At 68.7% G+C, this 14,291-nt stretch carries 9 protein-coding genes; 5 read left to right on the top strand and 4 right to left on the bottom strand.

Annotated elements, in window-relative coordinates:
* The first annotated feature begins 3 nt into the window (after positions 1–3).
* Both MLE64_RS07115 and mfd read left to right on the top strand, forming a co-directional pair.
* Entirely contained in the window at positions 4–3,204 is a 3,201-nt protein-coding gene (locus MLE64_RS07115) for an efflux RND transporter permease subunit (protein WP_243294959.1), read from the top strand.
* Between the two features lie 73 nt (positions 3,205–3,277).
* Complete coding sequence (gene mfd / locus MLE64_RS07110) at positions 3,278–6,691, top strand: transcription-repair coupling factor (protein ID WP_243317074.1); 3,414 nt, start codon at positions 3,278–3,280, stop codon at positions 6,689–6,691.
* Positions 6,692–6,805: 114 nt separating this feature from the next.
* On the opposite strand, the gene MLE64_RS07105 is transcribed toward mfd, so the two are convergent.
* The 3 genes from MLE64_RS07105 to MLE64_RS07095 all read right to left on the bottom strand — a co-directional run bounded on the left by MLE64_RS07105 (position 6,806) and on the right by MLE64_RS07095 (position 8,178).
* Positions 6,806–7,261 carry a DinB family protein gene (locus MLE64_RS07105; protein ID WP_243317072.1) on the bottom strand — a complete coding sequence of 152 codons (456 nt, stop codon included), beginning with the start codon at positions 7,259–7,261 and terminating at the stop codon, positions 6,806–6,808.
* Positions 7,262–7,388: 127 nt separating this feature from the next.
* Entirely contained in the window at positions 7,389–7,733 is a 345-nt protein-coding gene (locus MLE64_RS07100; protein ID WP_243317071.1) for an ArsR/SmtB family transcription factor, read from the bottom strand.
* Positions 7,720–8,178 (bottom strand): SRPBCC family protein, encoded by a 459-nt coding sequence (locus MLE64_RS07095; protein WP_243317070.1) that lies wholly within the window; start codon positions 8,176–8,178, stop codon positions 7,720–7,722. The genes MLE64_RS07100 and MLE64_RS07095 overlap by 14 nt, the downstream gene beginning before the upstream one ends.
* 239 nt (positions 8,179–8,417) lie before the next feature.
* Here MLE64_RS07095 and MLE64_RS07090 point away from each other — a divergent pair, with 239 nt between their 5' ends.
* Positions 8,418–9,824 (top strand): hypothetical protein, encoded by a 1,407-nt coding sequence (locus MLE64_RS07090; RefSeq protein WP_243317069.1) that lies wholly within the window; start codon positions 8,418–8,420, stop codon positions 9,822–9,824.
* Here the strand turns inward: MLE64_RS07090 and MLE64_RS07085 are convergent.
* A complete protein-coding gene (locus tag MLE64_RS07085; RefSeq protein ID WP_243317068.1) occupies positions 9,809–11,263 on the bottom strand; it encodes an HAD-IG family 5'-nucleotidase in 1,455 nt (484 codons plus the stop codon). The two genes, MLE64_RS07090 and MLE64_RS07085, sit on opposite strands and share 16 nt — an antisense overlap.
* 71 nt (positions 11,264–11,334) lie before the next feature.
* On the opposite strand from MLE64_RS07085, the gene surE reads away from it, so the two are divergent.
* Together surE and MLE64_RS07075 are read left to right on the top strand one after the other, a co-directional pair.
* Positions 11,335–12,141, top strand: coding sequence for a 5'/3'-nucleotidase SurE (gene surE, locus MLE64_RS07080; RefSeq protein WP_243317067.1), 807 nt, complete (start codon positions 11,335–11,337; stop codon positions 12,139–12,141).
* 53 nt (positions 12,142–12,194) lie between these two features.
* Entirely contained in the window at positions 12,195–14,273 is a 2,079-nt protein-coding gene (locus MLE64_RS07075) for a S9 family peptidase (RefSeq protein WP_243317066.1), read from the top strand.
* The last annotated feature ends 18 nt before the right edge of the window (positions 14,274–14,291 follow it).

Genomic DNA, 14,291 nt, shown 5'->3' with positions numbered 1-14,291 from the left:
CCCATGTTCCTGTCCGATTTCTCCATCCGCCGGCCCGTCTTCACGGTCTGCATCATGCTGGCGCTGGTGGTGCTGGGCCTCTTCTCCGTGAAGACCCTTGGCATCGACCAGTATCCCAACACCGACATCCCCACCGTCACCGTCTCCGTCGTCTACCCCGGCGCCAGCCCCGAGTCCGTCAAGCAGGACGTGGTCCGGAAGATCGAGGAGGCCGTCAATCCCATCGAGAAGATCAAGGAGATCAGCTCCACCAGCCAGGAGGGCCTGGGCACGCTCGTGATCCAGTTCCACCTGGGCCGCAACGTGGACAACGCCCTCAACGACGTGCGTACCAAGATCGGCCAGATCCGGCGCGACCTCCCCAGCAACATCGAGGAGCCCGTCATCTCCAAGTTCGATCCGGCCCAGCTTCCGGTGCTCTCCCTGGTGGTGAAGCCGGACGCGAAGCATCCGGACATGAATGACCGGGAGCTGACCCGCATCGCCGAGGACTTCCTCAAGCGCCGCATCGAGAACATCCCCGGCGTGGGCAAGGTGGATCCCGTGGGCGGCAGCACCCGCGAAATCCTCATCCAGGTGGATCCCCAGAAGCTGGAGTCCCAGGGGCTCTCCCTCCAGGCCGTGAAGAACGCCCTGGGCGGCGACACCATGGCCATCCCCAGTGGCAACCTGCTCCAGGGCAGCCGCGAGATGTCCGTGAAGGTCGATGCCAAGGCCCGGGCCGTGGGGGATTTCGAGCACGTGGTCGTGGGCAACAAGGAAGGCCGGCCTATCGAATTGAAGGAAGTCGCCACGGTAGTGGACGGCATCAAGGAGAAGCGCAGCCTCGCCCGCCTGGGCGGCAAGGACGTGGTGGCCCTGGAGATCCAGCGGCAGACCGGGGGCAACACCGTGGCCATGGTGACCGCGGTGGAGAAGGCCCTGGAAGAGCTGAAGCCCGAGCTGGCCCAGCAGGGCGTCGAGGTGGTGACGGCCAAGGACAATGCCCGCTTCATCATCGACAATGTGGACGACGTGAATGTCTCCATCTACGTGGGCGGACTGCTCACGGTGATCATCGTGTTCTTCTTCCTGAAGAGCTGGCGCTCCACGCTCATCACCAGCCTCACGCTTCCGGTGTCCGTGATCTCCACCTTCATCATCATGCGGGCCCTGGACTTCACGCTGAACACCATGACCCTCATGGGCCTCAGCCTGGCCATCGGCATCCTCATCGACGACGCCATCGTGGTCCGAGAGAACATCACGCGGCACGCGGAGATGGGCAAGGACCACATCACGGCCGCCCGCGAGGGCACGGCGGAGATCGGACCCGCCGTCATCGCCACCACCCTGTCCATCCTCGCCGTGTTCGTGCCCGTGGCCTTCATGGGCGGCATCGTGGGCAAGTTCTTCTTCCCCTTCGGCATCGTCGTGGCCTTCGCCGTGGCCGTGTCGCTGTTCGTGAGCTTCACGCTGGATCCCATGCTCAGCGCCGTCTGGCCGGATCCCGAGCACGAGAAGAGCTCCGACGGCCATGTGCACTACCAGGGTCGGAACCCCATCATGCGGGCCGTGGAGGCCTTCGGACGCATGCTGGACCGATGGGAGCTTCTCTACAAATCGGCCATCGAATGGGCCATGGGCCACCGCTGGACGGTGATGCTCGCGGGGGTGGGCAGTTTCGTGCTGGCCATGATGCTCTCGGGCCTTCTGGGCAACAACTTCATGCCCGACTACGACCGCGGCGACCTCCAGGCCACCTTCAAGGCGGAGCCCGGCTCCAGTCTCGCGGCCACTCGCGAGAAGGCCCTGGCCCTGGAGAAGGCCATCCAGTCCGTGCCCGGCGTGGACTTCGCCTACACGACCATCGGCACGGGCCTGAACGGCACCGTGGATTCCGGCGGCATCTACGTGAAGCTGAAGAACGGCCACCGGCCGAACCATGTGGTGATCCGCCGTCAGATCCGGGAGGCCTTCCGCTCGGTGCCCGGCGTGGACGCGGCCATCGGCACGGCCAATGACTGGGGCACCACCTTCCCCATCATGGTGGCCGTGCAGGCCCCGGAGCGGGACGCGGTCATCCAGGCCGTGCCCCTGGTGAAGGAGGCCCTTCGCAGCGTGCCTGGCGCGGTGGACGTCACCACCAGCCTGGACAGCGGCAAGCCCGAGCTGCGGCTCGTGGTGGACCGCAAGGCCGCTTCGGACCTGGGCGTGAGCCCGGCCCTGGTGTCTCAGATGGTCCGTCCCCTGGTGGACGGCGAGAAGGTGGCCAAGTACGAGGACGAGAAGGGCGAGCAGCGCGATGTGCGCGTCCGCCTCGCCGACCAGGAGCGCCGCTTCACGGCGCAGCTGGCCAACATGACCGTGCAGAGCACCAAGGACCTGGGCGGGGGCAAGCACCCGCTGGTGCGCCTCAACCAGGTGGTGCGCTTCGAGGAGGGCATCGCCCCCGCCAAGCTCCAGCGCCACGACCTGATGGAGGAAGTGGAAGTGGACGCCAACTTCGACGGCTCCACCCTGGGCGAGGTTTCCGCCGCCGCCGCCGCCAAGGTGGCCCAGCTCAAGGCCGGCGGCCAGCTGCCCGAAGGGGTCCGCGTGGAGTTCCTGGGCCAGACCCGGGACAGCAAGGAGACGGCCGGCTACATGGGCACCTCGCTCCTGCTGGCGGTCTTCTTCATCTACTTCGTGCTGGCCAGCCAGTTCGAGAGCTTCAAGCTTCCCGTGGCCATCATGGCCAGCCTGCCGCTCTCCATGGTGGGTATGGTGCTGATGCTGCTGGTGACCGGCGACTCCATGTCCATGATGACGAGCATCGGCATGATCCTGCTGATGGGCCTGGTGACCAAGAACGCCATCCTGCTGGTGGATCACGCGCTGCACCTGGAGCGGGAGGAGGGCATCTCCCGGCGCCAAGCCATCATCCGCGCGGGCACCGTGCGGTTGCGGCCCATCCTCATGACCAGCTTCGCCATGATCGGTGGCATGCTGCCGCTCTTCCTGGCGCTGGGCGCCGGCGCCGAGATGCGCGCCCCCATGGCCCGCGCCGTGGTGGGCGGGCTCATCACCTCCACCCTACTCACCCTGATCGTGGTGCCGGTCTTCTTCGAGATCATCGAGGACTTCACCCTGGCCAAGGTCTGGGCCTGGATCCGGCGGCGTGTGGGCCGCGGGGAGGAGGAACTGCAGCCTGTCCGTCCCCTGGCGGAGGCGCCGGACGCCTGAGCTGCCGTAAAGGAACGGCCCCGGGGATGAGTGCTCGTCCCCGGGGCCTTCTTGAGGCATTCTGGAAGGTGCCATGACTGCTGCCGGCGCTGATCTGAGGGACCTGCTCCGCCTGGCCGAGGCTCCCGCGGAGGCCCTTGCGGTCTCCGGGGCCCGGCTGCGCTGGGCGTCGCCGCCGGCCCTGGCCCTGGTGCTGGCAGCCTGGATCGCCAAGGGCGGGCGGGTCCAGTCCCTGTGGGTGGACGCCCCCAGCGAAGCCGAGGCCCGCACGCTGGCCCAGGACCTCCAGGCCCTGCTGCCAGAGGCCGGTGTGGCCCACTTCCCTGGCTTCGCGGCCTACGCCGGCGGCGAAAGCAGCCCGCCGGGCATGGTGCTGCGGGACCGCCTCTCCACCCTGGTGGGCCTGCTGGAGCGCCGGGTGCAGGTGCTGGTCACGGGGCCCCTCACGGCCTGCGAGCGGCTGCCCCATCCCACCTGGTTCCAGAAGCAGAAGCTGGAGCTGCGCGTCGGCGCCGAGGTGCCCCGGGATCTGCTGCTCGAAACCCTGGTGGCCCTGGGCTACCGCCGCACGGAGATGGCCGCCGCACCGGGCGAGTTCAGCTCCCGCGGCATGGTGGTGGACCTCTGGCCGGACCACCTGGACCAGCCCCTGCGCCTGGAGACCTTCGGCGACGAGCTGGAGCGGCTCAGCCCCTTCGACCCCGACACTCAGCGCCGCACGGGCGAATCCCTGGAATCGCTGACGCTCTATCCCCGCTTCGAAGGGGAGCGCGGCGACGGCCAGGCCCTGCTGGCGGCCGTCGCTTTCCGGGCGGACCGCACGGCCGAACCCGAGGACGATCTGGCCTTCCGCAAGGCGCGGCTGGCCACCCACGGCCACTTCCCCGGCGAGGAGCTGTTCCATCCGCTGTTGGCCCAGCCCAAGGGCCAGCTGGTCCACTGGATGCCACCCTGCCTGCGGGTGCGCCTCGACCCCGCCTGGGAAGATGCCCTGCGCGAAGCCGAGCGGGCCCGCATCGAGGAGGGCCTGGCCACCCTGCGCCGGGGCGGCGTGGTGTGCCCCGACTTCGAGGACCGCTTCCTCCCCTCGGACCCCAGCCGGCCCACGGTGGCCCTCACCGAGTGGCAGAGCGAGGCCACGGTGCCCGTCACGGTCCAGCCCCTGCGGGAATTCCAGGGGCGTCTGCCGGACCTGGCGGAGCAGGTGCAGGAGCTGGCCCTCACGGGCTTCCGGGTGGTGCTGGCGGGCAGCACGCCCGGTATGCGGGACCGCTTCGCCGAGTTCCTCCGCGACTACGACCTGCCCCAGGCCTACGGCACCGAGACCGGCTGCCGAGCCCTTCGCTTGAACCTCAGCGCCGGCGTGCTCATCAAGGAGTGCCGCCTCGCCCTCTTCACCGAGCGCGAGGTCTTCGGCCGCAAGGCCATCCAGGCCGCGCCCAAGAAGTCCCGCAGCGCGGCCTTCCTGTCGGATCTGCGCGACCTCAAGCCCGGCGATCGCGTGGTGCATCTCGATCACGGCATTGGCGAGTTCATGGGCTTCGCCACCCTCACCGTGGGCGGCGAGGAACTGGAGGTGCTCCAGCTCCGCTACGCCGACGGCGGCCAGCTCAACGTGAGCCTCGAGCGGGCGGATCTCGTCCAGCGCTACACCGGCGCCGAAGGCCACTTGCCGCCGCTGGACAAGCTGGGCGGCGCCTCCTGGGCGAAGGTCAAGCGCAAGGCCAAGAAGGCCATCCGCGACATGGCTGACGAGCTGCTGAAGCTCTACGCCCAGCGGAAACTGGAGAAGGGCCATGCCTACCCGCCGGATGGGCCGGACATGGCGGCCTTCGACGCCAGCTTCCCCTTCACGCCCACGCCGGACCAGGTGGAGGCCATCGAGGCCGTGAAGGCCGACCTGGAATCGCCACGTCCCATGGACCGCCTCCTGGTGGGCGACGTGGGCTTCGGCAAGACGGAGGTGGCCATGCGCGCCGCCGCCAAGGTGGCCCTCGAAGGCCGCCAGGTGGCCGTGTTGTGCCCCACGACCGTGCTCTGCTTCCAGCACTTCCGCACCTTCAAGGAGCGCTTCGCGGGCTTCCCCATCCGCATCGAGATGCTCAACCGCTTCGTCGATCCCGCCGAGCAGAAGCGCATCCTCCAGGAGGTGGCCGACGGCAAGGTGGAGATCGTCATCGGCACGCACCAGCTGCTGGGCGCCCGGGTGACGTTCGCGGACCTGGGCCTAGTGGTGGTGGACGAGGAACAGCGCTTCGGCGTGGGCCACAAGGAGAAGTTGAAGAAGCTCCGCCTCAACGTGGACCAGCTGGCGCTGTCAGCCACGCCCATCCCCCGAACTCTGCACATGAGCCTCACGGGCCTCCGCGAGATCAGCCTCATCGAGACGCCACCCAAGGACCGACTGGCCATCGAGACCGTGGTGGCACCCTGGAGCGACGAGCTGGTCCAGACCGCCGTCCAGTTCGAGCTGCGCCGCGGCGGGCAGGTCTACCTCGTGCATAACCGCGTGGAGTCCATCATCAGCATCGCCGCGCGCGTGCGTGAGCTGGTGCCCGACGCCCGCGTAGCCGTGGGCCACGGCCAGATGAGCGACGAGGGCCTGGAGCAGGTGATGCTCGGCTTCATGGAAGGCCGCATCGATGTACTGGTGGCGACCACCATCGTGGAGAACGGCCTGGACGTGCCCAACGCCAACACGCTCATCGTCCATCGGGCGGATGCTTTCGGGTTGAGCCAGCTCTACCAGTTGCGGGGCCGTGTGGGTCGCAGTGACGTGCCGGCCTACGCCTACCTCATGATCCCGCCCAAGCACGAGATCAGCGAGGACGCCCGCAAGCGCCTCCAGGCGCTCGAGGACTTCTCGGAGCTGGGATCCGGTTTCCGGGTCGCCGCCATGGACCTGGAGCTGCGCGGCGCGGGCAACCTGCTGGGCGGCGAGCAGTCCGGCCACATCCACGACATCGGCTTCGAGCTTTACGTGAAGCTGCTGGAGGAGACGCTCCAGGAGCTGCAGGGCCAGCCCTGCACCGCCTTCGAAGTGAAGGTGGACGGCCTGGCGCCGGGCGCCCAGCTCAGCCGCCGCTGGATCGACCAGGCCGCCGAGCGCCTGGTGGCCTACAAGCGCATCTCGCGCCTTCGCGAGGAGAAGGACCTGGACCTCTACCGTCTGGACCTGGAGGACCGCTTCGGCCATGTGCCCGAGGACGATACCGACACCCAGCGCTTCTTCGAGGTGCTGAAGGTGAAGCTGCGGGCCCAGCACCTGGCGGTCAGCGAGGTCACGGTGCAGTCCGGCCGCCTCAAGCTGCGCCTCAGCCCCCAGACGCCCGTGGACGCCGCCAAGCTCCTGGTCTGGGTCCGCGCCCGGAAGGACGCCCAGCTCAATCCCGACGGTGCCGTGCTCCTGCCCATGCCGCCCAGCGAGGGCGGCCCAGTGATCCAGGCCCAGCGCGTGCTGGCGGAGTGGGCGGGAATGGTGGGATGAAGCGCCGATGATTCCGATCGTGGGATGGGTCATTTCTTCTCACCTTGTCCCGACGAAAGGGTGGGTGGCCCGCACCGGCGGGGATGTCTCCACGCCGGTGTCGGGGACCTCCGGCTAGACCTTGGCGGTCTCGGGAGCCTTCATCGCGCCGGGCATCCCCATGAGCTTCCGGGCGGTGCCGATCTGGCCCAGGTGGTAGGCCTCCTCCATGAGGAAGGTGCCCACGATCTGCTCCAGAGGGAGGGCAACCTGCATGGCGGGATGGATCCGCGGCTCGCGCCAGTCGGCGACAGAGTCGAAGGCCTCGGCCAGGGCCGCCTGCGTCTCGTCCATCGCGGCTTCAAGCTGCGCCAGGGACCGAGGCCCGGTCGCCGCCGGCCGGTCGCCGGACTCAAGCAGGGTTCCCAGGAGCCAGCGGCGGTTCTCCACGAGGTGGGTGAGGATCCACGTGACGCTGTTCACGTGGGGCGCCGGCGGCTGGTCCGCCTGGTCCTGGGTGACATCGGCCAGGTTCCTGGCCATCAGGACCTGACGGTTGAGGGAGAAGAGCGTGGTCCAGGGCTGGGACATGGGTCCTCCTTGGGAAGGGCGCCGGTGGCGCGGTTTGGTCGTGCGAGGCAGACGGGGATCCGCCCGCTTGGAGCAGGAGACGGAGGCATCGGGGACGGGCAGTTTGTTCCCGGCAACCGGGTTGGTTTCAGGTTTCGACGAAGGCCTTGAGCCGCCCCAGGGCGACGTCCCACTCCCTGGACAGGCGCTCCAGGTACTGGTGGGCATCCTCGAGGCGCTTGGGCTCGAAGGTCCAGATGCGCTCTCTTCCCTGGCGGCTGCTCTTCACGAGCCCCGCTTCGGCCAACACGTCGAGGTGCTTGGTGATGGCCTGCCGGGAGACGTCGAACTGGCCGCTGAGACGCGTGACCGTGAGCGGTCCGCCAGAGCAGAGGCTCACGAGCAGGCCCAGGCGCGTCGCATCCCCCAGGGCGGCGAAGAGCGGGGCCGCATCCTTCAGCCGCGTAGGGGAGAGGGCCTCAGCTCGTGACATGGCGTTCGATCCTGACCAGCTGGCTCGTCCAGCCCCCATCGTTCATGCGGAAGGCCTCGTCGCGCCGGTCCGGAGGCAGCTGGTCGAAGCCGGATTCCACCACCTTGAGCAGGGTGCCGCCCTCGGCCGCTTCGAGGTGGAACTCCACGAGGGTCATGGGTTCGATCGAGTAGTCCCGCTTCACATCCATGGGGTAGGGATGCCAGCGGTAGGAAAAGAGGCGCTCGGCTTCCATGCGTTCGATCCTCATTTCCAGGTGGATGTGCGAGTAGTCGGGGTGGGTGATGCGTCCGAAGACCGGCTGGCCGGGCACGAAGCGCCCCTCCAGCTTCATCCCGAACCACGTGCCGAACTCCTCGGCGTCCGACAGCGCCTTCCAGACCCGAGTCCTGGGCGCACGGAGATGGATCTCCTTCCTGATGCAGTCGGTGGTCGATGTCGTCATGTGTAACCTCCTGGTTGCATGTTAGGCAGGTCGGAGAACGATGCAACCCATTGGTTGCTTTTTTTGAAAGAATGCGGCCGAATCCCCGCCCATCCTTCCGGGGGTCCATGCCATGGGCGCCCGCGGGTCCTTGAGCCCCCAGCCCCGGACCGCCGGCCGGTCCGGTGCCACCGTTCGCCGATCCGCGGCCATGGCCAGGACGATCAGGCCTACCTTGGAGGCGTCCCGTCGGGGGTTCCATGTCGTCCTTCCTCATGTCCGAAGCCGCCGCCCTGGTCCGAACGGTGCAGGCCATCACGGCGTTCATCCTGGCCCTGGTGTTCGGGGTGGTCTCCCTGCGCGCCGCCGAACCGGAACCCCGCATCGTCTCCTTGAAGGGCTTCGAGGCCGTCGAGGTGAAGAGCCAGGGATTCACCCTGCCGCGGCCCATGAAGATCCACGTCTACGCCAAGGGCGGAGGCCTCCGGCGCCTGGTCCATGCCCGGCCTGAGGAGCCCCTCTTCGCCTATGGCTGGATCCTCAACGCCACCACCCGCGAGGTGGTGTGGCAGATGGACGGTGCGAACACGAAGCGGGACTGGGATTACCGCGTGGCGGATCAGTATCTGGACCTGCCCGCCGGAAGCTACGAGACCTACTTCGCCAACCACGGCTTCGGCCAGAGCCTGCTGCTCGCCCAGTGGACCCGCAACATCGACCGGCGCAGCCTGGCCTCAGAGCAGGCGGAGCGCCCCCGGGGCTTCCTGGCGGCCTTCGGAGCGGACCGCACCAGCCTCCTCCGCCACTGGAAGGAGCAGGTGGGGAACTACGGACTGGAACTCTACCTGCCCAGCGGCAACCCCGCCGAGGTGGCCACCTTCGAGGCCCCGCTGCGCTGGAAGAACATCCTCGTGTCCCTGGCTGCCACCACGGATGAGGGCCAGTGGTCCCAGGCTTTCCATGTCCGGAAGCCCGTGACACTCCACGTCTACGCCGAGGGCGAAGGAAGCGGCCGGCGCATGCACGATTACGGCTGGATCCTCGACGCCCGCACCCGCGCCCGGGTGTGGGAGATGAGCATGGACAAGGCCCAGTTCGCCGGCGGGGCGCGGAAGAACCGCCGCCAGGTGGAGATGGTCACACTGCCGCCCGGCGACTACGAAGCAGCCTTCGTCACCGACGACTCCCATTCCCCCGCGGATTGGAACGCCGCGCCCCCCTGCGATCCGGGAATGTACGGCCTGACGCTGTCGGCGCCCTCGGAGGCGGACCTGGCCGCCATCTCCCTGACGAAGCCCCTGGACTGGACCGCGCTGGCGGAGCTGGTGCGGGTGGGGAACGGTCAGGACCGCAGCGCGGCCTTCACCTTCGGGGCGGCCCGCGACGTACGGATCTATGCCATCGCCGAAGGCAGCGGCGACGGGATGGCCGATGAGGCCTGGATCGAGGACGCCGCGGGGAAGCGCGTCTGGACCATGGCGTACGATCACACGCGGCACGCCGGCGGAGCCACGAAGAACCGTCTGGCCGACGAGGTGGTCCACCTGGCCAAGGGGACCTACACCCTGCGCTTCCGCACGGACGACAGCCATGCCTACGGCCACTGGAACAGCGACCCGCCCTGGGATCCGGAGCACTACGGCATCACGGTCTATGCGGGCCGGTGATCCACGGGATCGTGGGGCAGGCTGCCCCGGGGTGAGCGGAAGTAGGCGAAGGGCGTGGCGTGGAGGAAGTTCGACACGCGGCTGGTGTAGATGTCGGCGTAGCGCTCGATCTGGCGGGTGAGGTGGCTCTTGTCGTTGCCTGCGCGGGTGAGCAGGCCCCAGCGGGCGTTCACCAGCTCGGTGCCGGCCTTGGCGAGCGGTCCGATCTCGGCGTCGAGGGCCACGAGCTGGCCCCGGAGGTCGTGGATCCGGGCCTCCAGCGCGGCGGCGTCGGTGGCGGGCGCGGGGCCGTAGCCCGCGTGGAGGCGCTGGAGGGCCAGGCGCGTCTGGGAGAGTCTGGTCTCCAGGACCTCCTTTTCGCGCATCAGGGCCATGAGCTTCCGTTCCGTCTCCCCGAAGGCCTCCAGGGCCTCCACCTCGTGCTCCAGCTCCCGCAGCACCAGGGCCGTGCGCCAGCTGAGGGAGCGCTTGCTCACGTGGACGTCGCCGAACATGTGGTCGCCCACGTAGAGGATCTCGTCGCCGGAGATGCCCAGGTCCCGCTCCACCTGGGACGCGCTCCCGCCCAAATAGAGGCCGCCGGGCCGCAGGGAGCCCACCAGGGGGCGCAGCAGGCCGGACTCGTCTACCACCTCGAAGAAGGGGCCGCGCTCGGTGAAGAAGGCCGGCTTGCGGGCGGCCACGATCACCAGGTCGAAGAGCTGGCGCCAGGTCATGCCCTCCGGCAGGTGCCGGTCGTAGGCGTGGGCCATCATCTTCGCGGTGAAGCTCCACTCGGAGTTCGTGATGAGCATCAGTTTCTTGCCCGCGGCCTTCTGGTCCAGCAGGGCCAGGGCCGCCTCGGGGTCCTGCACCACGTAGCGCTCGGGCGCCGCGGCGATCTCCGCCTTCAGGTGGCCTTCGAGATGCTGCGCGTCCACCCGGGAGCGCACATGCCGGTAGAGGCTGGCGTACTCGAAGGGACGGGGCAGGGCGCCCTGGTCCATCAGGTCCACGGCCTGGGCGAAGAGGCAGCCCTCCGAGAGGGAGAACAGGGTGTTGAGGAAGACCCAGCGGGGATCCGAGAGGTCCACCAGCGTGCCGGTGTAGGCGTCCCGCTGCTCGGCGAACTCCAGCATGCGCGTGCCGTGCATGGCCCGCTTCACGAAGCCGAAGCGGTTGGCCTTCACCAGGTTGCCCAGCTCCGTGTCCACGATGAGGCCGCGGGTGACCATGCGCGGGTCGAACTGGAGCGTGTCCACTGGCCAGCCCTCGGAGCCGAGCCGCGCCACCGCCTGGTCGTAGACCATCCGCTCGAAGGCGGCCACCCGGTAGTCCACCAGGGTGTAGTCCATGTCGTAGCCGATGGCCCGCACGGACCGCAGGTTCAGCGTCCGGTTGCAGAAGATGCCACGGCCGCGGGGTGGGACGAGGGGCGCGGAGGAAGCGGATTCGGCCATGGGGCAGGATACCAAGGGCGGATGGTGGACGCAGGCTCTCCCGGAGGCCAGTCTGGAGGCGGAGCCCACGCATGACCCACCGCCCCCTGTTCTTCCTCACCAACGACGACGGCATCGGATCCCCGGGCCTCCGGGCGGCGGTCCGGGCCGTGCGCGACCTGGGCGAGGTGCTGGTGGTGGCGCCGGCCACGCAGCAGACGGCCATGGGTCGCAGCTTCACGGGCCGGCCCGAGGCGGCGCTGGAGGCGGTGCCCTTCGAGGTGGACGGCGCGGCGGTCCGGGCCTACGCCTGCGAGGGCTCGCCGGCCTCGGTGGTGCGCCACGGCCTCCACCTCCTGTGCCGGGACCGCCGCCCGGACCTGCTGGTCTCCGGCATCAACTACGGCGAGAACGTGGGCATCAGCATCGGCGCCTCGGGCACCGTGGGAGCCGCCATGGAGGCCGCCGCCCGAGGCATTCCGGCCCTGGCGGCCTCGCAGCAGATGCACCCCGACCACTTCATGCGCCACGAGTCCCGCGACTGGGGCGCCGCGGAGCACTTCCTGCGCCTGTTCGCCCGGAAGCTCGTGCGCGCCCGGCTGCCGCAGGACGTGGACCTGCTGAAGCTGGATGTGCCCGAAGACGCCACGCCGGAGACGCCCTGGCGGCTGAGCCGGCTCTCGCGGCAGCGCTACTTCGAGCTCGCCTTCGAGGACCCGGGGCTGCACAGCCGCCTGAAGGACGGGCGCGTCACCGTGCAGGTGGACCATGACGCCCTGGAGCCGGATTCCGATGTCCATGCCCTCGTCCGCGAGCGCGTGGTGGCCGTCACGCCCCTGAGCCTGGATGCCACCTCCCGCGCCGATTTCGCGGATATCCACCGAGCCCTGGAGGGCTGAGCTCACCAGGGAGGAGCGGTCGTGCGATGCTGGGAGGCTGTCCCGGAGGGTCCATGCGCCGTTTCTGCCTCGTCCCGATCGCGTCCCTGATCCTGGCCCTCCCCGCGGCCGCCGCGGCGAAGCGCGCCTTCACGATCGAGGACCTCTACCGCCTCAAGGGCGTGCAGCACCTGGCCCTGAGCCCGGATGGGTCGAAGCTGGCCTTCGAGGTGTCCACTCAGGATCTGAAGGCCTCCGCGCGGAACACGCAGATCTGGGTGCTCGACACGGCCACGGGCGCCACGCGGCAGCTCACCTTCTCGGGCAAGTCCGACACGGCGCCCCAATGGTCGAGGGACGGGAAGACCCTCTACTTCCTCTCCAGCCGCACCGGGGGGAGCCAGCTCTGGGCCCTGGATCTGGCGGGGGGCGAGGCCCGCAAGGTGACCGGCTTCGAGGCGGGCGTGGGCGCCCCGAAGGTGGTGCCCGGCGGGAACCAGGTGGTGTTCGAGGCCTCGGTCTTCCCCGAGGCCATGGCGGATGGCGCCAAGCAGAAGGAGCTGGCCGACAAGCTGGAGAAGGGCCCCGTGCAGGCCCACCTGGCGGACTCGCTGCTCTACCGCCACTGGACCGAGTGGCGGGACTTCCAGGTGAGCCACCTCTTCAAGGCCACCTTCGAAGGCAAGGTCGAGGCCCTCACCGGCGGCGCCCAGGATTTCCCCGCCTTCTGGCAGACCTGGGACCTGAGCCCCGACGGCAAGGAGGTCTGCGTCACCACCAACACCGATCCCGTGCCGGCCCGCAGCACCAACCAGGACCTGTTCCTGATCTCCCTCGAGGGCGACCGCGCCCCCAAGCGCATCACGGGGGACAACCCCGCCGCCGACCAGGATCCCAAGTACTCGCCGGATGGCCGCTTCATCGCCTACCGCTTCCAGACGAAGCCCGGACATGAATCCGACCGCTTCCGCCTGGCCGTCTACGACCGGCAGACCAAGACACGCAAGGTGCTGACGGAAGCCATCGACAACTGGGTGGACACCTTCCAGTGGTCCGCGGACGGCAAGGCGATCTGGTTCACCGTGCAGGAGAAGGGCCGCTGGCCGCTGTTCCGCGTGGAGGTGGCCACTGGGAAGACTGCGCGCATGCTGGAGGGCCAGAGCATCCGCGAGTTCCAGGTGAGCCCGGACCAGAAGGCCGTCTTCCTGAGCAAGACCCGCGTGGGCGAGCCCGTAGAGGTCTGGCGCTACACCTTCGAGGCGAAGGACCTGAAGCGCCTCACGGCCTTCAACCAGGCCGTGGCCGAGGAGGTCGACATCCGGCCCGCGGAGGAGCAGTGGGTGAAGGGCGCGGACGGCAAGGACATCCAGGTGTTCCTGGTGAAGCCCCATGACTTCGACCCCACGAAGAAGTACCCGCTCATCCTCAACGTGCACGGTGGCCCGCAGATGATGTGGTCGGACACGCTGCGAGGTGACTGGCAGGTGTATCCCGGCGCGGGCTACATCGTGGCCTTCCCGAACCCGCATGGCTCCACCGGCTACGGCCAGGCCTTCACGGACGCCATCAGCGGCGACTGGGACGGCAAGGTGCAGACGGACATCCAGAAGGTGGCCGACCACCTCGCGGTGCTGCCCTACGTGGACAAGGACCGCATGGGCGCCATGGGCTGGAGCTGGGGCGGCTACGCCATGATGTGGCTCGAGGGCCACACCACGCGCTTCAAGGCCATCGCGGCCATGATGGGCGTGTACGACCTGCGCTCCATGCACGGCGCCACGGAAGAGCTGTGGTTCCCCGAGCACGACCTCACGGGCACGCCCTGGGACAGGGCCGTGGCCTACGAGCGCATGAACCCCAGCAGCCACGTAAAGGCCTTCAAGACGCCCTGCCTGGTCATCACCGGCGAGCGCGACTATCGCGTGCCCTACACCCAGAGCCTCCAGTTCTTCACGGACCTGCAGGAGATGGGCGTGCCCAGCCGCCTCATCGTCTTCAAGAACGACGGCCACTGGCCGGACAACCTGAAGTCCATGCCCGTCTACTACAACGCCCACCTCGAGTGGTTCCAGAAGTACCTGGGCGGCGGCGCCGCCCCCTGGAAGACCGAGGACCTGGTGCGGAACCTGGCATTCGGGAACGCCGGGAAGTAGCATCGGGTCAGTCCCCGG

It is taken from the genome of Geothrix paludis (genome assembly GCF_022808815.1).
Classification (GTDB): Bacteria; Acidobacteriota; Holophagae; order Holophagales; family Holophagaceae; genus Geothrix; species Geothrix paludis.
Note: the sequence above shows the minus strand (reverse complement) of the source record. Positions and strands in the feature narration are given on the sequence as shown.